The organism is Rhizobium sp. CRRU65 (assembly GCF_048551595.1).
GTDB classification, from domain to species: domain Bacteria; phylum Pseudomonadota; class Alphaproteobacteria; order Rhizobiales; family Rhizobiaceae; genus Rhizobium; species Rhizobium leguminosarum_J.
Map to the genome: position 1 here is coordinate 269529 of NZ_JBLYZH010000004.1, position 21181 is coordinate 290709.

At 61.0% G+C, this 21181-nt stretch carries 19 protein-coding genes; 7 read left to right on the plus strand and 12 right to left on the minus strand.

Translation table 11 applies throughout. The features are described from left to right. Positions 1-11 precede the first annotated feature (11 nt). Positions 12-1532, plus strand: coding sequence for an exopolyphosphatase (ppx, locus tag ACM5SV_RS10325; protein WP_012756867.1), 1521 nt, complete (start codon positions 12-14; stop codon positions 1530-1532). 275 nt (positions 1533-1807) lie between these two features. Here the strand turns inward: ppx and ACM5SV_RS10330 are convergent, their stop codons facing one another. The 4 genes from ACM5SV_RS10330 to ACM5SV_RS10345 form a co-directional block, all read right to left on the minus strand. Beyond that, positions 1808-3166: an esterase-like activity of phytase family protein gene (locus tag ACM5SV_RS10330; RefSeq protein WP_222014302.1), complete on the minus strand. Its 1359-nt coding sequence runs from the start codon at positions 3164-3166 to the stop codon at positions 1808-1810. 105 nt (positions 3167-3271) lie between these two features. Next, on the minus strand, positions 3272-4333 hold the full coding sequence (locus ACM5SV_RS10335) for an adenylate/guanylate cyclase domain-containing protein (protein ID WP_128405757.1): 1062 nt from the start codon (positions 4331-4333) through the stop codon (positions 3272-3274). Between the two features lie 177 nt (positions 4334-4510). Further along, positions 4511-5656, minus strand: coding sequence for a ribonuclease D (rnd, locus tag ACM5SV_RS10340; protein WP_128405758.1), 1146 nt, complete (start codon positions 5654-5656; stop codon positions 4511-4513). Positions 5657-5820: 164 nt separating this feature from the next. Further along, positions 5821-7212, minus strand: a complete 1392-nt coding sequence (locus tag ACM5SV_RS10345) for a multicopper oxidase family protein (protein ID WP_128405759.1) — start codon at positions 7210-7212, stop codon at positions 5821-5823. Between the two features lie 253 nt (positions 7213-7465). On the opposite strand from ACM5SV_RS10345, the gene aspS reads away from it, so the two are divergent. Beyond that, on the plus strand, positions 7466-9256 hold the full coding sequence (aspS, locus tag ACM5SV_RS10350; RefSeq protein WP_017993558.1) for an aspartate--tRNA ligase: 1791 nt from the start codon (positions 7466-7468) through the stop codon (positions 9254-9256). A 63-nt stretch (positions 9257-9319) separates the two neighbouring features. Here aspS and ACM5SV_RS10355 read toward each other — a convergent pair whose 3' ends face one another. Beyond that, entirely contained in the window at positions 9320-10486 is a 1167-nt protein-coding gene (locus tag ACM5SV_RS10355; RefSeq protein ID WP_128405761.1) for a serine hydrolase domain-containing protein, read from the minus strand. A gap of 66 nt (positions 10487-10552) precedes the next feature. Between ACM5SV_RS10355 and ACM5SV_RS10360 the strand changes: the two genes are divergently transcribed. Next, on the plus strand, positions 10553-11194 hold the full coding sequence (locus ACM5SV_RS10360; RefSeq protein ID WP_017993560.1) for a TetR/AcrR family transcriptional regulator: 642 nt from the start codon (positions 10553-10555) through the stop codon (positions 11192-11194). A gap of 58 nt (positions 11195-11252) precedes the next feature. Here ACM5SV_RS10360 and ACM5SV_RS10365 read toward each other — a convergent pair whose 3' ends face one another. Further along, entirely contained in the window at positions 11253-12440 is a 1188-nt protein-coding gene (locus tag ACM5SV_RS10365) for a membrane protein (RefSeq protein ID WP_017993561.1), read from the minus strand. A gap of 235 nt (positions 12441-12675) precedes the next feature. On the opposite strand from ACM5SV_RS10365, the gene parC reads away from it, so the two are divergent. Together parC and ACM5SV_RS10375 are read left to right on the plus strand one after the other, a co-directional pair. After that, a complete protein-coding gene (gene parC / locus ACM5SV_RS10370) occupies positions 12676-14931 on the plus strand; it encodes a DNA topoisomerase IV subunit A (protein ID WP_003558286.1) in 2256 nt (751 codons plus the stop codon). A gap of 258 nt (positions 14932-15189) precedes the next feature. Next, on the plus strand, positions 15190-15648 hold the full coding sequence (locus tag ACM5SV_RS10375) for an SRPBCC family protein (protein WP_012756877.1): 459 nt from the start codon (positions 15190-15192) through the stop codon (positions 15646-15648). On the opposite strand, the gene ACM5SV_RS10380 is transcribed toward ACM5SV_RS10375, so the two are convergent. The 6 genes from ACM5SV_RS10380 to hemB all read right to left on the minus strand — a co-directional run bounded on the left by ACM5SV_RS10380 (position 15638) and on the right by hemB (position 19751). Continuing rightward, positions 15638-16030 (minus strand): type II toxin-antitoxin system death-on-curing family toxin, encoded by a 393-nt coding sequence (locus ACM5SV_RS10380; protein ID WP_017993562.1) that lies wholly within the window; start codon positions 16028-16030, stop codon positions 15638-15640. The genes ACM5SV_RS10375 and ACM5SV_RS10380 overlap by 11 nt on opposite strands. Further along, a complete protein-coding gene (locus ACM5SV_RS10385) occupies positions 16027-16248 on the minus strand; it encodes an AbrB/MazE/SpoVT family DNA-binding domain-containing protein (protein WP_012756879.1) in 222 nt (73 codons plus the stop codon). Before ACM5SV_RS10385 ends, ACM5SV_RS10380 begins: the two co-directional genes overlap by 4 nt. A 59-nt stretch (positions 16249-16307) precedes the next feature. After that, a complete protein-coding gene (locus ACM5SV_RS10390; RefSeq protein WP_017993563.1) occupies positions 16308-17195 on the minus strand; it encodes a DMT family transporter in 888 nt (295 codons plus the stop codon). After that, complete coding sequence (locus ACM5SV_RS10395) at positions 17196-17972, minus strand: arginyltransferase (RefSeq protein WP_003558295.1); 777 nt, start codon at positions 17970-17972, stop codon at positions 17196-17198. 206 nt (positions 17973-18178) lie between these two features. Beyond that, positions 18179-18637, minus strand: coding sequence for an RDD family protein (locus ACM5SV_RS10400; RefSeq protein ID WP_003547150.1), 459 nt, complete (start codon positions 18635-18637; stop codon positions 18179-18181). 100 nt (positions 18638-18737) lie between these two features. Next, positions 18738-19751, minus strand: coding sequence for a porphobilinogen synthase (hemB, locus tag ACM5SV_RS10405; RefSeq protein ID WP_012756882.1), 1014 nt, complete (start codon positions 19749-19751; stop codon positions 18738-18740). A gap of 229 nt (positions 19752-19980) precedes the next feature. On the opposite strand from hemB, the gene ACM5SV_RS10410 reads away from it, so the two are divergent. Both ACM5SV_RS10410 and ldtR read left to right on the plus strand, forming a co-directional pair. Beyond that, complete coding sequence (locus tag ACM5SV_RS10410) at positions 19981-20418, plus strand: DUF6163 family protein (RefSeq protein WP_026157306.1); 438 nt, start codon at positions 19981-19983, stop codon at positions 20416-20418. Between the two features lie 128 nt (positions 20419-20546). Then, entirely contained in the window at positions 20547-21062 is a 516-nt protein-coding gene (ldtR, locus tag ACM5SV_RS10415) for a transcriptional regulator LdtR (protein ID WP_003547156.1), read from the plus strand. The last annotated feature ends 119 nt before the right edge of the window (positions 21063-21181 follow it).

Below are 21181 nucleotides of genomic sequence, written 5' to 3' on the forward strand. Positions count from 1 at the left end.
ACTGGACCTAAATGGTTGAATCTGAAGCCCAGGGGCGCCTTCCGGGGATCGCCCCGGTCTCCGTCGTCGATATTGGATCGAATTCTATTCGTCTTGTCGTCTACGAAGGCATGTCCCGTTCGCCAACCGTCCTCTTCAACGAAAAGGTCCTCTGCGGCCTCGGCAAGGGCGTCGCCCTTACCGGCAAGATGGATGAAGACAGCGTCGCGCGGGCTTTGGCGGCGCTGCACCGTTTCAAGGCTTTGTCCGATCAGGCGCGCGCTGCCACCATGTATGTGCTGGCAACGGCGGCCGCGCGCGAGGCGAGCAACGGTCCTGATTTCATCCATCAGGCGGAAACCATCCTTAACCGCAAGGTTCGCGTGCTCTCCGGCGAGGAGGAGGCGAAATTCGCCTCGCTCGGCATCATCAGCGGTTTCTACAATCCTGACGGCATTGCCGGCGATCTCGGCGGCGGCTCGCTGGAACTGATCGATATCAAGGGCAAGGAGTTCGGCAAGGGCATCACGCTGCCGCTCGGCGGCCTGCGCCTGTCGGAATATGCCGGCGGTTCGCTCTCCAAGGCCCAGAGCTTTGCCCGCAAGCAGCTGAAGACGGCAAAGCTGCTGTCGAAAGGCGAGGGACGCACCTTCTACGCCGTCGGCGGTACCTGGCGAAACATCGCCAAGCTGCACATGGAAATCACTCATTATCCGCTGCACATGATGCAGGGTTATGAGGTGTCGTTCGAAGGAATGATGCAGTTCCTCGACCAGGTGGTGACCGCGCGCGACTCCAGGGAGCCGGCGCTGCAGGCCGTTTCCAAGCACCGCCGTTCGCTGCTGCCTTTCGGCGCCGTCGCCATGAAGGAAGTGCTGAGCGCGATGAAGCCGTCGTTGATTTCCTTTTCGGCGCAGGGTGTGCGCGAGGGATATCTTTATTCGCTGCTGTCGGAGGCCGAGCGCCGCGCCGATCCGCTGCTTGCCGCCGCCGGAGAACTGGCGATCCTGCGTGCCCGTTCGCCGGAGCATGCCCGCGAGCTGGCGGAATGGACCGGCCGCATGATGCCCCTCTTCGGCATCCAGGAAACCGAAGAGGAAAGCCGCTACCGTCAGGCCGCCTGTCTGCTGGCCGATATCAGCTGGCGCGCCCATCCTGACTATCGCGGTCTGCAGGCGCTGAACGTCATCGCCCACTCTTCCTTCGTCGGCATCAGTCATCCCGGCCGCGCCTTCATCGCGCTTTCCAACTATTACCGTTTCGAAGGCCTGCATGACGACGGCGCCACTGGTCAGCTGGCGCAGATCGCCACGCCGCAGCTCATCGAGCGCGCCAAGCTGCTCGGCGGCATGTTGCGCGTCGTCTATCTCTTCTCGGCCTCGATGCCCGGCATCGTCAAGAACCTGACCTTCCGCAAATCTTCGAGCCCGGACCTCGACCTCGAATTCGTCGTGCCCCCCGAATATCGCGACTTTGCCGGCGAACGCCTGGACGGCCGCCTGCAGCAGCTGTCGAAGCTGACGAACAAGCGGTTGGCGTTTCGATTCGAATAGGGTAATTCCGCTGCTCGCCGTATTTGATCGTTTCTTTTCGTGCCGAAACCTCGCTCCTCCCTCATTCCTGTGCTTGTCACAGGAATCAAGCGCGCCCAAGTCCTTGGGCGCGAAAGACTCTTTTCCCTTGAGGTATTGATTCAATCACGGCGCGGACGCGCCGTGGCTGGATTCCTGTGACGAGCACAGGAATGAGGGAGGCTGAGGTAATGCCTTCTGCAAAAAAAAGGCGGCGCTGACCGCACCGCCCTCCAGATGTCCTCAGGATTTTCTGCTTACTTCGCGTTCAAAAACTCGCCAACCTCAAGCAGGCTGAACTCGTTATTGTCGGCCTTGTCGACGGCGCGGCCGGCCGAGAAGGGCAGGTTGTTGTCGTTGCCGATGATGATGTGCGTGGCGTCGACGCGATCGACGTTTTCGATCGTCACGAACGGAATGTCGTAGACGCCGTCCTTGCTGCCGGCCTTCTTCTTGTTGTCGGGGTCCTGAATGTTCAGGAGGTCGATATAGCCGATCTTGCGGACCGCCTTGCCGACATTGGCGTCGTTGAACTCGATCTTGTAGACGCGCTTCAGCACGGCCGGAGCTTCGAAACAATCCGGCTTCGGCTGCTTCGGGTCGGCGCAGGCCTTGTCCGTCGTGCCGGCGCCGTTGTCGCGCTCGATGACGAGAGCGGTGGTGTCGTCGAGCACGTTGAAGTCGCCGATCGATACCCCCTTGTCCTCGAACGGATAGAGCCAGCTGCGGCCGGTCCACTTCTTGGACGCGACATCGAACTCGATGACGCGGATGGCGGTGTGGCCGTCGATGGTTTCCACCGTGCCGTCATCCTTGTAGATGGCGCCTTCGAGCAGGCCGTAGAGCTTGGCGCCGTCCTTGGACATGGCGAGGCCCTCGAAGCCGCCGGAGCGCTTCAGATTGAAGACCGGCATCTTGGCGGCCGGGTTGGCCGGAACCGAGAGAAGTGGATTGTCGGGCGAAAGCACCGGCTTGCCGTCGAGCGTCGTCGGGATGACGTCGGTGAGGCGGCCTGACGTGTCGAATTTCAGGATGTAGGGACCGAATTCGTCGCCGAGCCAGAAGCCGTCGGCAACCGGCTGGATCGACTCGATGTCGAAGTCGGCGCCGGTGAGATAACGCGTGTCGCTGCCTTCGAGAACGATCGGGAACGGAGCAATCTTGTTGGGGTCGGAGAGGAAGAGGTTCTTGACGACTTCAGCCTTGTTGCCGGCCCAGTCGAACTTCATCTGGTGCAGGAAGAGCATGGAGTCCGACGAGTTGGACTTCGAGCCGAAGCCGTTGTCGGAGAGCGTCCAGAAGGTGCCGTCGGCCATCGTCTTGACGCCCGAGAAACCCTGGATCGGCTGGCCGTCGAAGGGAAGCTTCAGATCGGTGATCCGGGCGCCGTCCTTACCGGGAACGGTGCCGAGCGCTTCGGTGCGCTTGCGGTCCGGCGTCGTAAACTTGCCGGAATGCTTGAGGAATTCGGGGGCATCTGCCGGTGCCGGAACCATGGTGTTGGCAGGCAGGATCGCCTGGCCGGCGAGCTTGACCGGGAACTGCTGCTGGTCGGCCGAAGCGGCGCCCGCGACCAGGATGAAAAGCGATACGGAAGCAAAAAGGACGTTCTTCATAATATCCCCGTGGAGTGGATTGCAAAGGCCTTCCGCTTAGCAGGGCTTTAATGTCAGCGAATTGACGGTTGGGTGAAGCTTTGGTGACGTAAGGTCAGACGGTGCTCAGCCGTGCAGAATGACGGCCGGCGTTTTCAGCACGGTGACCGCGCGCGAGGAAAGCGCCATGACGCCGAGTGCCTGGCCGCGTCCCTTCACGGCATGGGTGCCGAGATCCTCGCAGGATATGTCGTCGGGAAATTTCATGCGCCGGGCAAGCTCGCTGGAGATCAGAATCGATCGGTTCAGACTGCGGCAGAGCGTCTCCAACCGGGCGGTGGTGTTCACCGTATCGCCGAAATAGCTGATCTTATGATGATCCACACCGATTTCGGCGGTGATGATCTCGCCGCCGTGAAGGGCGGCGCGGAGCTTTGGCACCTGCCCGTAATTTTTCCGCCAGCCGGCGGCATTGGCTTCGATATCGGCAAGGATATCGAAGATGCAGCGCACGCAACGCGCATTCTTGACGCCGCGGGCAAGTGGCCAGGTGATGATCGCCGCATCCCCGACATAGTCGTTGATCATGCCCTTGTGGCGCCTGACGGGTTCGGCAAAGGTCGCAAACAGCGAGCTCAGCAGCTGTTGCGCCCTGAGGTCGCCGTGCTTTTCGGCAAAAGCCGTCGAATCGACGAGGTCGATGAACAGAAAGACGCGTTCTTCCTTGACCGGATTGCGGTAGCGGCTGATGAGCATGCTGAGGAAAACTTCACGACCAAGCAGTTCTCGCACGCGCAAGACGAAGATCAGCATCGTGCAGACCGCCAGGGCATAGAGGAAGACTTCGAACGGCATGATGACGAGGTCGAGGAGCGACACCGGCTTCACCATGCCGAGCGACCAGAGCAGCAGGCCGGCGCAGGCAAAGCCGATGCTCATCAGGATTTCGTAGATCAGCAGCTCGGTGATGATGAAGGCGAAGGTCGGCAGCTTCTGGATGCGCCGGTAGAGTGCTCGAAACAGCACCTTACGCTCGAAGGCGAGGATCGGCATGCCGATGAAGAGCGCGAAGATCGCCCCGACAATCGGTGTCTGATTGGAGTAGAACATCAGATCATAGATGACGCCGCTGGCCGCAAGGACGATCGTGATCAGGATCCAATTCTGTGTCGGAGATATTTCCCGCATGCCGCCTCTGCGCCGTGATGTTGGTTAAGGCCATTGTTTCAGGCCGGAAAAAACCGTCAAGCGAATTCGAATCTACAGCGCCGCGCGTCCTTTTCAGACGCGCGGCGCTGTAGCATTTGAATGACTGCGTGATTTTGTCCTAAAATCGATGCCGATTTAAGGCGTGATGCACTCGCCTCAGAGGCTGACGGTTTCGACCTTCCGGTCGACGAAGCGCAGAGCGATCGCGCCCTGGATCAGTTGCAGTGCCGGCTCGCCGAAAAGATCGCGCCGCCAGCCGTGCAGGGCGGCGACTTCGGCCTTCTCGCCCTCGGCGGCGATCTTGTCGAGATCCTCGCTGTTGGCGATCACCTTCGGCGCCACGCCGTGTTTTTCCGATATCAGCTTCAGCAGCACCTTCAGCAATTCGACGGCAGCAGCGGCCCCCTCGGGCGCCTGCGCCTGGCGCGGTACATGCGGCATATCGGCCTTCGGAAGAGCAAGAGCGGTGTTGACGGCCTCGATGACCGCGGCGCCGGAAGTCGAGCGCTCCCAACCCTTCGGAATGGTGCGCAGACGGCCGAGCGCCTCGGTATCCTTGGGCTGCTGCTGGGCGATCTCGTAGATCGCATCATCCTTCAGCACCCGCGAACGCGGCACGTTGCGGGCGCGCGCCTCGCGTTCGCGCCAGGCGGCGACATATTTCAGGATCGCCAGCTCCTGCGGCTTGCGCAGGCGCATCTTCAGCCGCTGCCAGGCATCGTCGGGATGCATGTCGTAGGTTTCGCGCGACTCGAGAATGTCCATTTCCTCGGAGAGCCAGGAGCTGCGGCCTTCGCGATCGAGTTCCGCCTTCAGTGACAGGTAGACGTCGCGCAGGTGGGTGACGTCAGCCAGCGCATAATCGAGCTGTTTGTCCGAGAGCGGCCGGCGGCTCCAGTCGGTGAAGCGCGACGACTTGTCGATATGGACGTTCTTGATGCGGCTGACCAACTGGTCATAGGAGACGCTGTCGCCGAAGCCGCAGACCATGGCGGCGACCTGCGTGTCGAAGATCGGATGCGGAATGAGATTGCCGCGATTGAAGATGATTTCGATGTCCTGGCGCGCCGCGTGAAAGACCTTCAGCACCTTCGTATCGGCCATCAGCTCGAAGAAGGGGGCGAGATCGATGCCCTTGGCCAGCGGATCGACGAGAACTTCCGTCGTCGGGCTTGCCATCTGGATCAGGCAGAGCTCCGGCCAGAAGGTCGTTTCGCGCAGGAATTCGGTGTCGATGGTGATGAAGTCGGACTTGGCCAGCTCTTTGCAGGCGGCCGCCAAATCGGCGGTGGTTTCGATCATATCATTTCATTCGCAAGGAAAAGGTCGGTTGAACCTTCCTTCTCCTTTCGGTTCGATATGTCAATACAACAGCATACGCTTCGAGCATTGCTGGCGAAGAATCACGTCCAAACTGAGGCAAGGTGCGATGCACGGCTGCAATCGCGGTGAAAGTGCAGGCGGCCTCAGCTTACCCTGAGATAGCTCGTCATCCCCGTCTTCTGATGCTCGATGATATGGCAATGCAGCAGCCAGTCGCCGGGATTGTCGGCGACGAAGGCAAGCTGCACCTTCTCGTCCGGCTGGATGAGATAGGTATCGGAGACCAGCGGCATCACCTCCCGCGTCGAGGAGGAGATCACCGTGAAGCTCATCCCGTGCAGATGGATCGGATGGGCATGCGGCGTGGTATTTTCCAGATTGAAGACATAGCTCTTGCCGAGCTTCAATTCCGCCAGCGGCGCCGTCGGATCGGGTGTATCGCCTGGCCATGGCACCTTGTTGATGGCCCAGAAACTGTAGCCCAGCGTGCCGCAAATGCTTTCGACGGCGGCATTCTCGGCAGTGGCGCTCAGTATCAGCGGGATCTGCTCGGCAGCGGTTAGATCGGCCTTCGGGACGGGGTTGTCGACAAGCGGCCCGAGATCTTCGATGGCGCGCTTCAACGATGATCCGACCGCGCGCAGGCTGGCGATCGTCTTCGGCGCCGTGCCGCGGATATCCTCCAGCGTCGCGACCGCGCCTTCATCATCCGGCATGCGCATGGCAAGATCGAGCCGTTGACCCGGTCCGATCTGCAGCAGGTCGAGGGGAAAACGCTTCGGCACCGGATTGCCGTCGATCGCAATCACGGTGGCATCGGCGCCTTCCATCTTCAACGAGAAGATCCGCGTCACGTCGGTCACGGCAATACGCAGCCGCACCAGCCCGCCGGCCGGCGCGTCATATCGTGGTTCCCGATGCCAGTTGGCGGTGCGCACCGTGCCGTAGGTGCCGGTCTTGGCAGCATCCCGCGGCCGGAAGGGAGCGATGAATTGTCCATCGCCGCCGAGCCGCCAGTCGCGCAGGTTCAGCACCACCTCGGCATCGAATTCCGGATCGGCCGGATCTTCGACGACGATGACACCGGTCATGCCGTGCCCCATCTGCGTCAGCGTGTTGCAATGCGGATGATACCAGAAGGTGCCGGCATCGGGCGGCGTGAAGGCATAGTCGAAGCTGTCGCCGGTATAGACGTAAGGCTGCGTCATGAACGGCACACCGTCCATGCGGTTGTCGATGCGCAGCCCGTGCCAGTGGATCGTCGTCGGCTCGTCGAGTCCATTTTTCAGCCGCGCGGCATAGGGCCGCCCCCTCCTCATCCGCAGGACCGGCGGCATGCCGTCATGGCCCCAGCTCATGATATCCGTGGTCGGTCCCGCCTCGGTCAGCATGGCTTCGGTCTTCACTGCCGTCAGCAGCTGCGGCTCGGGAGCCGCCTCGGCAAAACCGTATTTACCGGCAATGCCGATGCCGACACCATAGGCACCCGCAACAGCGGATGCCTTCAAGAGGTTGCGGCGGCTAAGGAGAGGCATGCGGACGCTCCACGGTGAGAATGCCGATCCTTGTAAAGTTGACCGGCAGCTTCAGCAATACAGGAAGCGCGGCCAAACTGCCGCAGCATACGGGTCGCAGCCTCGCCATAAACGCGTGCCAAACGCCCGGCCGCGTGCGCCAAGCCTTGACAAATCGGAGCGTCCATGCGCTTTTCCGCCCGATTTTCTTGTCGGCGCTTGAGGGTCTTGGAACCCTTGCTGCCGTCTTAAGCCACATCCAGGATTTGAGATCATGCATCGCTATCGCAGCCACACATGTGCCGCCCTCCGCAAGTCGGATGTCGGCTCGACCGTCCGTATTTCCGGCTGGGTTCACCGCGTTCGCGACCATGGCGGCGTTCTCTTCATCGACCTTCGCGACCATTACGGCATCACCCAGGTGGTCGCCGATCCTGATAGCCCGGCCTTCAAGATGGCGGAAACCGTGCGCGGCGAATGGGTCATCCGCATCGATGGCCTCGTCAAGGCGCGCACCGAAGACACCGTCAACAAGACCATGGCGACTGGCGAGATCGAGCTCTACGCGCAGGAGATCGAAGTCCTCTCCGCCGCCAAGGAATTGCCGCTGCCGATCTTCGGCGAGCCGGATTATCCCGAAGACGTCCGCCTGAAGTATCGCTTCCTCGATCTTCGCCGCGAAACGCTGCACAAGAACATCGTCAAGCGCACCCAGGTGATCTCCGCCATGCGCCGCGAAATGGGCAATGTCGGCTTTACCGAATATACGACGCCGATCCTGACGGCCTCCTCGCCGGAAGGCGCGCGCGACTTCCTCGTGCCGTCCCGCATCCATCCCGGCACCTTCTACGCGCTGCCGCAGGCGCCGCAGCAGTACAAGCAACTGCTGATGGTGGCGGGCTTCGACCGTTATTTCCAGATCGCGCCCTGCTTCCGCGACGAAGACCCGCGCGCCGACCGCCTACCGGGTGAATTCTACCAGCTCGACCTCGAAATGAGCTTCGTCACCCAGGAAGACGTCTGGGACACGATGGGTCCGCTGATGACAGGCATTTTCGAAGAGTTCGCCGAAGGCAAGCCGGTCACCAAGGAATGGCCGCGCATCCCCTATGACGTGGCGATCCGTAAATATGGTTCGGACAAGCCGGACCTGCGCAACCCCATCGTCATGGAAGCGGTCACCGAACATTTCGCCGGCTCCGGCTTCAAGGTCTTCGCCGGCATGATCGCCTCTAACCCGAAGGTCGAGATCTGGGCGATCCCGGCAAAGACCGGCGGTTCCAGAGCGTTCTGCGATCGCATGAATGCCTGGGCGCAGTCGACCGGTCAGCCTGGCCTCGGCTACATCTTCTGGCGCAAGGAAGGTGACAAGCTCGAGGGCGCCGGCCCGCTTGCAAAGAACATCGGCGAGGAGCGCACCGACGCGATCCGTACCCAGCTCGGTCTCGATGACGGGGACGCCTGCTTCTTCGTTGCCGGCGATCCGGCGAAGTTCTACAAGTTTGCCGGTGAAGCCCGCACCAAGGCCGGCGAAGAGCTGAACCTTGTCGATCGCGACCGTTTCGAACTCTGCTGGATCGTCGACTTCCCGTTCTTCGAATGGAGCGAGGAAGAAAAGAAAGTCGATTTCGCGCACAACCCGTTCTCGATGCCGCAGGGCGGCCTCGAAGCGCTGCAGAGCCAGGATCCGTTGACCATCAAGGCGTTCCAGTATGATGCCGTCTGCAACGGCTTCGAAATCGCCTCAGGCTCGATCCGTAACCAGTCGCCGGAAACCATGGTGGCCGCCTTCGAGAAGGTCGGCCTCAGCCAGCAGGATGTCGAAGACCGTTTCGGCGGCCTCTATCGCGCCTTCCAGTACGGCGCCCCCCCCCATGGCGGTGCTGCCTTCGGTATCGACCGTATCATCATGCTGCTCGTCGGCGCGAAGAACCTGCGCGAAATCTCGCTGTTCCCGATGAACCAGCAGGCCCAGGACCTGCTGATGGGCGCGCCGAGCCCGGCAAGCCCGACACAGCTGCGCGAGCTCTCGATCCGGCCGATCCCGCCGGTCAAGAAAGACTGAGATCATCTGATCCCGAATGCAAAAGCCCGGCAATCGCCGGGCTTTTCTGCTTGTATCGTTCGTTCACAATGCCGCGTAGATCGCCTCGCGAAGATCGACTGTGAACTTGCCCCACATGCCCTCCAGCGTCGTGTTGGTCAGTGCAACGACGGTCAGCCCATTAACCGGGTCGATGAACCAGCTATGGCCATAGACGCCGCCCCATTTCAGCGTGCCGGTGGGGAAGGGGACGCCTGCCTCGGCCGGATCGGTGATGACTGACCAGCCAAAGCCAAAGCCGGAGCCGGGTTCGTGCTGCTGGCGGTGGCCGTTGGCCTGGTCCGTCGCCATCATCCCTACGGTTTCGATCGAGAGCAGCGGTGCACCACCTCTACGGATGGTTTCGAGTATGGCCAGGACGTCACCCGCCGTTCCCGCCATGCCGGCGCCGCCGGAATGATAGGAGGCGGGGTCGAAGATGCGGTTCGGCGCGAAGCGGATGGGGCCCATCAGCGACATCACCAGCGCAGTCTCGCCCATCAGCGCCGGTTCCGGTGAAGCGTCCATATAGGCCGCTGCCAGCCGGCTGCGGTCGCGAACCGAAAACGCGGTATCGGCAAGGCCAAGCGGTTTCGTCACCAGTTCAGCGACGGCCTCGCCTAGCGGCACTCCGGTTTCCGCCTCGATGACGCCGCCGAGAACATCCATGGCAATGGAATATTGCCAGTCGCTGCCCGGCGCGAAGCGCAATGGCGCGCTGGCGATCCGCCGCAGGTTCTCGGCGAGCGGCAACCCGGGTTCAGCGAGGCCGTCGGAAACACCGGCGTGGGCATAGGCATCGTCCTCTTCGAAGAAGCTGTAGCTGAGGCCGGACGTATGGGTCAGCAGGTGGCGGATGCGAATGGTTGCTTCGCCACCGTCAGGCAGCCTCGGCCGGAAGTCCGGCAGCCATCTCGTCACTGGGTCGTCGAGCCCGATTCTCGCCTGTTCGACGAGCCGCATCGCGGCGATGGTGACGATCGGCTTGGTGATGGAAGCAAGCCTGAAGATGGTGTCCTCACGCATCGCCAGACCGCTTTCGCGGTCGGCAAGGCCGGCGGCGCGGCGATGCACGATCTCTCCGTCGCGGGCGACGAACACCACCGTTCCCACAAGCCGCTTGTCGTCGAGCGCGCTTGTGATGGCTGCATCGACCGCTGCGGCAAGGGATGAATTCCTGTCGGCGTCTGCCATTTCGAGGGGAAGACTCATCAGATTAAACCTTCTATAATCACAATGACCGTTCCTGAATATAGAAAGCCGTTTCGAATTTCTAGAGTGATCATTGTGAAAAATAGCCGAGACGTGGAAAATTCTACCGCCCGACGCCGCGGCCGTCCGCCGGCCTTCGACCGCGAGACAGTGCTGTCGGCTGCCCGCGAGACCTTCTGGGCGCATGGATATGAGGGCGCCTCGATCGCCGATCTCACTGCCGCCATGGGCATCACGCCGCAAAGTCTCTATGCCGCCTTCAACTCGAAGGCAGATCTCTATCGAGCGGCGCTGGAGCAGTACCGAGCGCTAGGTTCCGACACGTTTTCCGCGCTTGGCGAGCCGATCGACACCGTCTCCGCCTTCGAGCGCATATTGCGGGGCTCGGCTGCGATTTTCTCGGCTCCGGAGCATCCGAAAGGCTGCATGATCTCGACGGCTGTGCTGAACTGCGCCAGCGAGAATGCCATGATCGCCGACCATGTCGCAGCGATGCGTCGTCGGTCGCTGGACGCTTTCACGGCGAGGATCGAGCGTGGCATCCGCGAGGGCGACATGAAGTCCGACACGAACCCCCGCGCGCTGGCGCGCTTCCTCGCTGCCATCATCCAGGGCATGTCGGTGCAGGCGAGGGACGGCGCATCGCTAGAGGAATTGTTTGATATCGCAGTCCTCGCCATCGCCGAGGTTGCCCGTCACCGCGCCTAAAAACGAAAAGGCCCGGCAGGTCACTACTGCCGGGCCTTTCGTCGCGAGATCGAAGCGATCAGTCGTTGGCGGTAACCTTGACGCCAAGCACCTGCGGCAGCGTGTTCGGAGCGCCCATGGCAGCGCCCACGATCGTCGGGAACGGCACCGGCTTTTCAGGGGCGGCCTTGACGGTCAGGCTCTTCGGATCGTCGAGGAAGGTGTTGACGGCAGCCGAAACGGCGTTCTGCAGTTCCGGGATATTGAGCTGCGCGATCATGATCGGCGTCATCGCCTTCAGCGAATCCGCCATCTGCTTGCCGGACATGTTCTGCTGCGAACCGGCATAATCGAGCGCGCGCTTGGTGATCGAGGCATCTTCGAAGCGCACCTGCGCCGCCTCGAAGGACAGCTGCTGCATCAGGCCGAGCATGGCAAGACCGAGTGCCTGCTGCGATTCTTCCTTGTTCGCACTGGCTTCAGATTGCTTCATCGCATCCTGCAGCGACTTTACGAAGGCCATCGTGTAGCCCGAGATCTTGAAGCCAAGGTTCAGCTTGCCGATGTTGGTGAAGTCGAAGGCGAATTCCGAAATGTCGATCGTGCCGGGGGCAAGTTCCCAGGCACCCTTCATGGTGATGTCGCCCTGGATGTGCTGCAGGGCCAGCTTCTCGATCGCGTCCTTGCTCTGCGGATCCTCGGCTTTGCTGAGGTCGGCCTTCATGCTTTTGAAGGCGCCGTCGAAATCGAAGCCGGATTCGTCTTCGCGCAGTGTCAGATTGACGTCGGTTTCGAGCAGCGAGAACACTTCCGCCCCATCCTTGACCACCTTCAACGGGCCGGTATGAGCGGTTTCGTAGAGCATCATCGTATCGAGCGTGTCGCCGCCCGCCGTTGCCGGGATCGAGATGCCGCCGAGCGTCAGCTCCTGCGCCGTGACCGTGACGCCGTCTTTCGTGGTGTTGATATCGGGGAAGGCGGCCTCTTCGATGTAATAGCCGCCATCCTCGTCTTCTTCGACACCGGAAAGGGTGACTTCGCCGACGGCCAAGCTTTCACCGCCGGCCGATTTGACGCTGACATTCTTCAGCGTCGCGGTCGTGCCGTCGATATCGACGGCGTCAGCCGAAATCGTTCCGCCCTGTACGGCATAGGCGGCATTGAGCTTCTTCAGCAGATCGGCGCCGTCGAGGGCGAAGGCCGAACCGGCGAGCGAGAAAAAGGCGGCGCCCGACAGCATCAGCCGCGTTGTCCGGGAAAAGTTCATGGGGTGATTCCTCTGGTGGCGTGGTGGCGGTTGGAAATCTGCAGTTACGCTACTACGGATTAGGCCCGCTTTATATTTGCGGATCTCTAAATTTCTGTTGAGAGGAACGGCAAACGAAGTCCAAATTGCGGCGGAACGTTTGTCTCATCCTTTGATGTCAGTCCCAAGACTTCATCCACAGCTGCAATGGCCCCGATTCCTTGCCCGCCGGCCTCTTCTGAGCTAGTCAGAACCTATGGGACAAGAGATTTTGCCGCCTTCAGGCGGAGACGACGATCACATCCAGCCGGTCGACCTCAAGGCGGCGCTCGAGCAGCGTTACCTTGCCTATGCGTTGTCGACCATCATGCACCGCGCCCTGCCTGACGTGCGCGACGGGCTGAAGCCTGTCCATCGCCGCATCGTCTATGCGATGAACGAGATGGGGCTGAGGCCGAACTCGGCCTTCAGAAAATGCGCCAAGATCGTCGGCGAAGTGATGGGTAACTACCATCCGCACGGCGACCAGTCGATCTACGACGCGCTTGCCCGTCTCGCCCAGGATTTCTCGCAGCGCTACACGCTGGTCAACGGCCAGGGCAATTTCGGCAATATCGACGGCGACAGCCCCGCCGCCATGCGTTACACCGAATCGAAGATGACGGCGGTCTCCGAACTGCTGCTTGAAGGCATCGATCAGGATGCCGTCGATTTCCGCGACACTTATGACGAATCGAATTCCGAGCCGGTCGTCCTTCCCGGCGCCTTCCCGAACCTGCTCGCCAACGGCTCATCCGGCATCGCCGTCGGCATGGCGACTTCGATCCCGTCGCACAATGCCCACGAGCTTTGCGACGCTGCCCTGCATCTGATCAAGCATCCCGATGCGACCGTCGAAAAGCTCGTCGAATTCATTCCCGGCCCGGATTTCCCCACCGGCGGCATCATCATCGATAGCCGCGACAGCATCATCGAGAGCTACCGCACCGGCCGCGGCGGTTTCCGCGTGCGGGCGAAATGGCAGACGGAAGATCTCGGCCGCGGCGGTTACCAGATCGTCATCACCGAAATTCCCTTCCAGGTGCAGAAATCGCGGCTGATCGAGAAGATCGCCGAGCTGCTGATCGCCCGCAAGCTGCCGCTGCTGGAAGATATCCGCGACGAATCGGCCGAAGACATTCGTGTCGTGCTGGTGCCGAAGACCCGCAGCGTCGATCCGACGATCCTGATGGAATCGATGTTCAAGCTGACGGAACTCGAAAGCCGCTTCCCGCTCAACATGAACGTGCTCTCCATGGGCCGCATCCCGCGGGTCATGGCGCTGAACGAGGTGTTGAAGGAGTGGCTGGACCACCGCCGCGAAGTTCTGCAGCGCCGCTCGCGCTTCCGCCTGGCGGCGATCGACAGGCGCCTCGAAATCCTCAGCGGCTTGCTGGTCGCCTACCTCAACATCGATGAGGTCATCCGCATCATCCGCGAGGAGGACGAGCCGAAGCCGGTCATGATGGCGCGCTGGGATCTCACCGACAATCAGGTCGAGGCGATCCTCAATATGCGGCTGCGCGCCTTGCGCAAGCTGGAAGAGTTCGAGATCCGCAAGGAATTCGACGAACTCACCAAGGAAAAGGGCGAGATCGAGACGCTGCTTTCCTCCGACGACAAGCAGTGGCAGACGGTCGCCTGGGAAATCGGCGAAGTGAAGAAGAAATTCGCCAAGGCGACCGAGATCGGCCGCCGTCGGACCCAGTTTGCCGACGCGCCCGAGACCGACGAGGAAGCGATCCAGCAAGCGATGATCGAGAAGGAACCGATCACTGTCGTCATTTCCGAAAAGGGTTGGATCCGCGCGTTGAAGGGCCATATCGCCGATACGGCGACGCTGACCTTCAAGGAAGGCGACGGCTTGAAGATCGCCTTCCCAGCGCAGACCACGGACAAGATCCTGATCCTCACCACAGGCGGCAAGGCCTTCACCCTCGGCGGCGACAAGCTGCCGGGCGGTCGCGGTCATGGCGAGCCGCTGCGCATCATCGTCGATATGGATAACGACCAGGCGGTGCTGACCGCTTTCGTCCATGATCCCTCGCGCAAGCAGCTGATCGTCTCGACCGCCGGCAACGGCTTCGTCGTTCCCGAAGCCGAGCTGGTCGCCAATACCCGCAAGGGCAAGCAGATCATGAATGTCGGGCTGCCCGAGGAAACCCAGCTGCTCGTGCCCGTCAGCGGCGACCATGTCGCCGTCGTCGGCGAAAACCGCAAGCTGCTGGTCTTCCCGCTGGCCCAGGTGCCGGAAATGTCGCGCGGCAAGGGCGTACGTCTGCAGCGTTACAAGGATGGCGGCATTTCCGACGTTCGCTGCTTCGCGATATCGGACGGCCTCGTCTGGGAAGACAGCGCCGGTCGAACCTTCACGAAGAACAAAGACGAGCTTGCCGAATGGCTGGCCGATCGCGCCACCGCCGGCCGCACCGTGCCGAAGGGTTTCCCGCGTAGCGGCAAATTCGCCGGCTAAAGCATAACAGCGTCCCGCGTCCTTTCAGACGCGCAAAGGACGCCGTAACAATTTGAATTGCTGGATAATTTATCCTTCAATCGATTCTGATTGAAGGAATTATCCAGTAAATTCCGCCCCCGACTCTTGGCGGGCGCAACAACTCCTCTATCTCATTGATGTTACCAAAAATACGAACAGGCCGGCTCGGAAGGCGGACGAGATGGCCGCGGCCCGTGCGCTTGGGGAAGTGCGCGTGCCCTTAACGGAGGAAAATCGATGCCCGCCAGCACCATCAAACTGCATGTCAGCCACACCTACAAAGCGCCGCCCGCCGTCGTTTACGACGCGTGGCTCAACCCCGAAATCGCCCGCCGCTTCCTGTTTGCGACCGATGACGGTCATGTCATTCGCGCCGAAATCGATCCGCACGTCGGCGGCCGTTTCTTCGTCGTCGACCGCCGCCCGACCGGCGACGCCTTTCATCAGGGCGTCTTCCTGGAACTGAAGCGCCCGCAGCGCATGGTCTTCAGCTTCTCCGTCGAGGAGCACGATCACAATTGCGACCGCGTCGAGATCAACATCGAGCCTCTCGGCGGCGGCAGCCGTCTGACGCTGACCCATGAAATGTGCGCCGAATGGGCCGAACACGAGGAAAAGACCCGGCAAGGCTGGGCGCATGTGGTCGAAGGTCTTGGCAGGGAACTGGAGCAGCAGCAGTTCAAGGCTACGGGCTGAGGGGTACGCTGAAATCCCGCAGGAAGCGGGTAGCGCCTTCCTCGTCGATCTCGCCGGCGGCTACCTCTAGTACAAATGCAATGATCTGCGCGTTGTCGGCATTGATGACATAGCGGTTGATGTAGAGAAACGTAAACGCCGCAAGATAGCCTGTGCGCTTGTTTCCATCCACGAATGGGTGGTTTCTGACAATGGCATAGAGATAGGCTGCGGCGAGTACGAAGATGTCTGTCTCGCCGGATGCAGCCTTGTTAAGCGGGCGTGCCAAGCTGGTTTCCAATGCATTGGTATCCCGCAGGCCAGCCAGACCGCCATGCTCGGCAATTTGCTCATCGTGCATATTTTCAATTGCTTGGCGGCTCAGCCACTTAAGCCGTATCATTTTGCGAGTTCGCGGAGCGCCACCCGATATTTTTCCATGCCGATGCGGGCTGCCCGCATTTGCTCGGCAAGGTCGGCGGATTCCGGTACAAGCTGAATATTACCCTCGACCTCTCGCAGTTCGAGGCTGTCGCCGCTGCTCAAGCCCAGCCGCTGCAGTACCTCTTTAGGGATAATAACGCCCTCGGAATTGCCGATCTTTCGAATTGTGACGTTCATCGCCTCATCCTCTGTGTGGTAACGGCGTTATAACACGGCAGCGAAACGGCGACAACGTCCTAACCTGCCATTTGAACGATGCTTTTCCTCCACACTATCCAGACGGAATGGGCTGCGATCGCCGCCACCAGGATGCCGCCGCCGACCAGCGTCATCGGCGCCGGCGTTTCCGCAAAGATCAGCCAGACCCAGATCGGTGCGAGCACGGTTTCGAGCAGGTAGAACATGCCCACCTCCGGCGCGGAGAGGTAACGCGGCCCGGTCGCCAGACACCAGAAGGCGAGTGGCATCATCACCGCGCCGTTAAAGAGGATCCAGGCGGGATGCTCGATCGAAAAACCGCCTGCCGGCATGACCGAGATCAGGCCGATCGCCGCTGGCAGTACCGTCGAAAGCAGCGAGACGAAACCCATCTCCCGGCGTGAGGCGCGGCTGATGGTGATGGCGGCGGCAATGATGAAGGCGGTAAGCAGCGCCATGCTATCGCCGAAAAGATGGCCGCCCGAAAGCCCGTCCCGGACGATCAGGCCGACTCCGAAGATCATCGCCGCCATGGCGAGCAGTGTTGCCAGCGCCGGCCGCTCCTTGAGGAAAATCCAGGAAAGCAGGGCGGCGAACATCGGATTGAAGGCGACGATGAAAACGACATTGGCCGTCGAGGTGTTGAAAACGGCGAGAAGGAAGACCACCGTCGTCAGGCCGTAGAGCAGACCGGTGACGAGGCCCGGCCAGCCCGGCACGAGCACTGGCCATCGCCCCTTGGCGATCCTGAGCGCCGTTGCCACCAGCAGCGTCACGCCAAGGGTCGCGATGCTTCTCGCCGCAAGAATCGACCACAGCTCGCCGTTGGCGAGCCTCATCAGCGGGATATCCACGGAAAGCGCCAGCCCGCCGATCGCCGTCAGCAGCAGGCCCTTCCGATGGTCGGAAAGAGCGGTGGGGAACATTCAGTCGTGGGTGCTCTCGGGCATGGACGAGGGATCGAAGCGTTCCCAGCCGCGCGGGGTCAGATGCTCCTGCGGCTGGAAGCGCGTCTTGTAGTCCATTTTCCGCGACCCTTGAACCCAGTAGCCGAGGTAGACATGCGGCAGCCCCAGCGCTTTCGTGCGTCTGACATGGTCGAGAATCATGAAGGTGCCGAGCGAACGCCGCTCAAGCGCCGGATTGAAATAGGAATAGACCATCGATAACCCGTCGCTCATCGTGTCGGTGAGGGCGGCGGCAAGCAGCTCGCCCTTTGGCCGCTGCTCCAGTCCGGAGCCTTCTTCGCGCCGGCGGTATTCGATGATTCTCGTATTCACATGCGTGTCTTCGACCATGATTGCATAGTCGAGCACGGTCATGTCGGACATACCGCCCTGCTGGTGGCGAAAATCGAGATAGCGTCGGAAGAGCGAATATTGCTCGCTGGAAGGCTGGGCCGCGAATTCGGTGGCGATGACGTCGGAATTCTCGGCAAGCACCCGCTTCATCGATTTCGTCGGCTCGAATTCCTGGGCGAGAATTCGCACGGAAACGCAGGCGCGACAGGATTCGCAGGCCGGGCGATAAGCGATGTTCTGCGAGCGGCGGAAACCGCCCTGCGTCAGGATGTCGTTCATCTCGGCGGCGCGCGGGCCGACCAGATGGGTGAACACCTTGCGCTCCATCTCATGCGGCAGGTACGGACACGCAGCCGGAGCCGTCAGATAAAACTGCGGTGATGGCGTCGTCTGCGTATTCATTTGTCGCGGAAATTTCCTTGTCGAGACCGTGCCGTTTCCTGACAGCATGACCTAAGAATAAAAAACGTCAACAGCGGGGCGCTTTTCGCCCTTCATATCAGTCTTCTAATTTTAGATATGGAGCGCCGGCACCCGCCGGCAAAGAGAAGGCGGAGACTTTATTTCGTCTCCGCCCCGGGATCGCAGTTAGGGTTTCAGCCAAAGTCTCAAGCTGTGCGCACCGTCGCCGTGCCCACCAGCAGGTCGTGGACGAGACGGCTGCGTTCGATGAACAGGCCGGCAAGCAGGATGAGCGGCGTCAGCACCGAGTTGAGGATCCAGAACAGTGCCAGATGCACGATCGCCGTCATGAAATCCATCGGCCGTCCGTCGACGCGCACGATCGCGATTCCCATGGCGCGCATGCCGAGCGAGGCCTGGCTCGGCCCGCCCACAGTCAGGCCGAAGTAAATGCCGGCGACGATGACGAAGAGGGCAGGGTAGAGAAAGAAGCCAAGGCCGAGCGTGACGATCGACAGGAAGAACAGCACGATCGCCGCGGGAATGCAGAGCAGGGCCACGATGACGTAATCGAGAATGAAGGCGAAGACCCGGCGGCTCAACACGCCGCTATAGGCGCGCCAGTCCTCCGGTGCGGCATAAAGCGGATTGGGGTTGTAGCTCATCTCAATCTCCTCAGGAAAAGCGATGCCGCTGATATGGTATCGGCAGGGCAAAATGCAATATTTGCTCTAGATTCGGATGATTTGGGCCGGTTCGGCCCAATCACCGCTTGGCGAGAATTTTCGCCACTTCGACCGCGAAATAGGTGAGGACACCGTCGCATCCGGCCCGCTTGAACGACAGCAGCGTTTCGAGCATCGCCCGCTCGCCGTCGATCCAGCCATTCATCGCCGCCGCCTTGATCTGCGTATATTCGCCGGACACCTGGTAAGCGAAGGTCGGCAGGCCGAAGGCCTCCTTCATCCGCCAGCAGATATCGAGATAGGGCAGGCCGGGCTTGACCATCAGCATGTCGGCGCCTTCCTCGACGTCGAGGGCCGCATCGCGGATCGCCTCGGTGCCGTTGGCGGGGTCGATATAATAGGTCTTCTTATCACCTTTCAGCAGCCCGCCAGTCGAGATCGCCTCGCGATAGGGACCGTAGAAGGCAGAGGCGAATTTCGTCGCATAGCTCATGATGCCGACGCTCTGGTGGCCGGCGGCGTCGAGCGCCATGCGGATTGCGCCGATGCGCCCGTCCATCATCTCCGACGGCGCAATGATGTCGGCGCCGGCATCCGCCTGCATCACGGCGGCGCGCGCCACCTGGTCGACCGTCTCGTCGTTGACGATCTCGCTGCCTCTGAGGATGCCGTCATGGCCGTGGCTGGTGAAGGGATCGAGCGCGACATCGGTAATGATGCCGATATTGGGCACCGCCTTCTTGATCGCCGCCGTCGCCTGATTGATCAGGTTGTTGGCTTCGAGGCTGTTCGAACCGGTCTCGTCGCGCAGCTCCATCTCGATATTCGGAAAGGTGGCAAGGGCCGGAATGCCGAGGCCGGCCGCTTCCCGCGCCGCTTCGACCGCCTTGTCGATGCTCATCCGGTTGACGCCCGGCATGGCCGGGATCGGATCGATGATGCCGGAACCCGGCACGATGAAGATCGGCCAGATCAGGTCGTCGACCGTCAGCCGGTTTTCCTGCACCAGCCGGCGTGTCCAGTCCGCCTTGCGGTTGCGCCGCATGCGGCGATGACCGGTGATGTCGTCGACGAGATGCGTCCTGTCCTGCATGATATCTGTCCTTGGCCCATTCCATTTATCGGAGCGCTCATTATCATGGCGCCTGGAAAATCCAAACCGGACGATTGGCCGCGGCGGAAAAACCTCTGGCGCATAACCCGAAAATCGGGCTCGATTTTCGGGTTATGCGCCAACTCAATGTTATAGAGCGTCCCTGGCGCGTCTTGTCAGACGCTCGGACGCCCTTGTGAAGATGCAACCCCAAACCGATGTCTGCGCTATGGAAACCGAATCCCCAACGATACCGAAACGCACACTGGCGGATATCCTCTTCATTCTCTTCCTGAGACTGGTTGCCGTCTCCTGCTTCTGGTTCGGCCTGCAATATTGGGCGATGCTCGTCGGCTATTCGCTGGTCGGCGCCGGCCGCTTCGATCTTTTGAGCCTGCCGTGGAAGGTGGCGAGCACCAGCCTTGCCGTGCTCTTCCCCGTCGCCTCCCTCGGCCTCTGGCTGACCGTCTCCTGGGGGCCGGTCATCTGGGTGCTGGCGGCTGGCGGACAAATCCTCATGTATGGCCTGCTGCCGGATATTTTCGGCCCCAACCAGCTGATCATCCTGCTGCATGTGATTGTCGCCGTCGTCTACTTGATTTTCCGCCTGCTGCTCTGGCTGGAAAAGCGCCGGCATCGCCGCCAGGTAAGTGTTGATTTACCCTGAGACAACGTGGAGTTACCGGTAAGGCTCCGTTAAGCCTGCGGTTTAAGTCGAATTTTATATGTATTCGATAGGGTCTCACTCAAGGCGGGAAGAAAACACACCGCCAAACAAACAGTGAGGCAGTCAATATGAACACGAAAATCAAGCCGCAGGCGGTATCGACCTTCCGTGACCAGCAGGACCACGACATCCGTGATCTTTACATGGAATCCCTTCATCTCGTTGAACGTCTGCACCGTCGTCTTCTCGACGTCATCAAGGACGAATTCGACCGTCAGGGTCGCAGCGACGTCAACGCCATCCAGGCGCTGCTCCTTTTCAACATCGGCAATTCCGAGCTGACCGCCGGCGAGCTGCGCTCGCGTGGTTACTATCTCGGCTCCAACGTCTCCTACAACGTCAAAAAGCTGGTCGATCTCGGTTTCATCAACCACCAGCGCTCGCGCATCGACCGCCGCTCGGTCCGCATCAGCCTGACCGAAACCGGCCAGGATATCGCCGAAACGGTGGCCAAGCTCTACGAACGCCACATCGCCTCGATCGACAAGGTCGGCGGCATCGGCACCGACGAGTTCACGCAGATGAACAAACTGCTCCAGCGTCTGGACCGCTTCTGGAACGACCAGATCCTGTATCGCCTCTGAGATCCCTGACCTCCTTTCAGGGTTAATCAAAACCGGATGCGTCCCTGCGCGTCCGGTTTTTGCCGTTTGCTCTCGCGTGGCATCTTTGCAACGCATGGCAGGCAAGCGCAAAGGCCTGT

Excerpts from the sequence above, each read along its gene's own strand:
- ldtR (WP_003547156.1), top strand. The coding sequence starts at position 20,547 with ATGAACACGAAAATCAAGCCGCAGGCGGTATCGACCTTCCGTGACCAG.
- ppx (WP_012756867.1), top strand. The coding sequence starts at position 12 with ATGGTTGAATCTGAAGCCCAGGGGCGCCTTCCGGGGATCGCCCCGGTC.
- ACM5SV_RS10380 (WP_017993562.1), bottom strand. The coding sequence starts at position 16,030 with ATGATACGGCTTAAGTGGCTGAGCCGCCAAGCAATTGAAAATATGCAC.
- ACM5SV_RS10355 (WP_128405761.1), bottom strand. The coding sequence starts at position 10,486 with ATGAGTCTTCCCCTCGAAATGGCAGACGCCGACAGGAATTCATCCCTT.
- ACM5SV_RS10335 (WP_128405757.1), bottom strand. The coding sequence starts at position 4,333 with ATGCGGGAAATATCTCCGACACAGAATTGGATCCTGATCACGATCGTC.
- ACM5SV_RS10400 (WP_003547150.1), bottom strand. The coding sequence starts at position 18,637 with ATGAGCTACAACCCCAATCCGCTTTATGCCGCACCGGAGGACTGGCGC.
- ACM5SV_RS10330 (WP_222014302.1), bottom strand. The coding sequence starts at position 3,166 with ATGAAGAACGTCCTTTTTGCTTCCGTATCGCTTTTCATCCTGGTCGCG.
- ACM5SV_RS10345 (WP_128405759.1), bottom strand. The coding sequence starts at position 7,212 with ATGCCTCTCCTTAGCCGCCGCAACCTCTTGAAGGCATCCGCTGTTGCG.
- ACM5SV_RS10395 (WP_003558295.1), bottom strand. The coding sequence starts at position 17,972 with ATGAATACGCAGACGACGCCATCACCGCAGTTTTATCTGACGGCTCCG.
- ACM5SV_RS10375 (WP_012756877.1), top strand. The coding sequence starts at position 15,190 with ATGCCCGCCAGCACCATCAAACTGCATGTCAGCCACACCTACAAAGCG.
- rnd (WP_128405758.1), bottom strand. The coding sequence starts at position 5,656 with ATGATCGAAACCACCGCCGATTTGGCGGCCGCCTGCAAAGAGCTGGCC.
- parC (WP_003558286.1), top strand. The coding sequence starts at position 12,676 with ATGGGACAAGAGATTTTGCCGCCTTCAGGCGGAGACGACGATCACATC.
- ACM5SV_RS10390 (WP_017993563.1), bottom strand. The coding sequence starts at position 17,195 with ATGTTCCCCACCGCTCTTTCCGACCATCGGAAGGGCCTGCTGCTGACG.
- hemB (WP_012756882.1), bottom strand. The coding sequence starts at position 19,751 with ATGCAGGACAGGACGCATCTCGTCGACGACATCACCGGTCATCGCCGC.
- ACM5SV_RS10385 (WP_012756879.1), bottom strand. The coding sequence starts at position 16,248 with ATGAACGTCACAATTCGAAAGATCGGCAATTCCGAGGGCGTTATTATC.
- aspS (WP_017993558.1), top strand. The coding sequence starts at position 7,466 with ATGCATCGCTATCGCAGCCACACATGTGCCGCCCTCCGCAAGTCGGAT.
- ACM5SV_RS10410 (WP_026157306.1), top strand. The coding sequence starts at position 19,981 with ATGGAAACCGAATCCCCAACGATACCGAAACGCACACTGGCGGATATC.
- ACM5SV_RS10365 (WP_017993561.1), bottom strand. The coding sequence starts at position 12,440 with ATGAACTTTTCCCGGACAACGCGGCTGATGCTGTCGGGCGCCGCCTTT.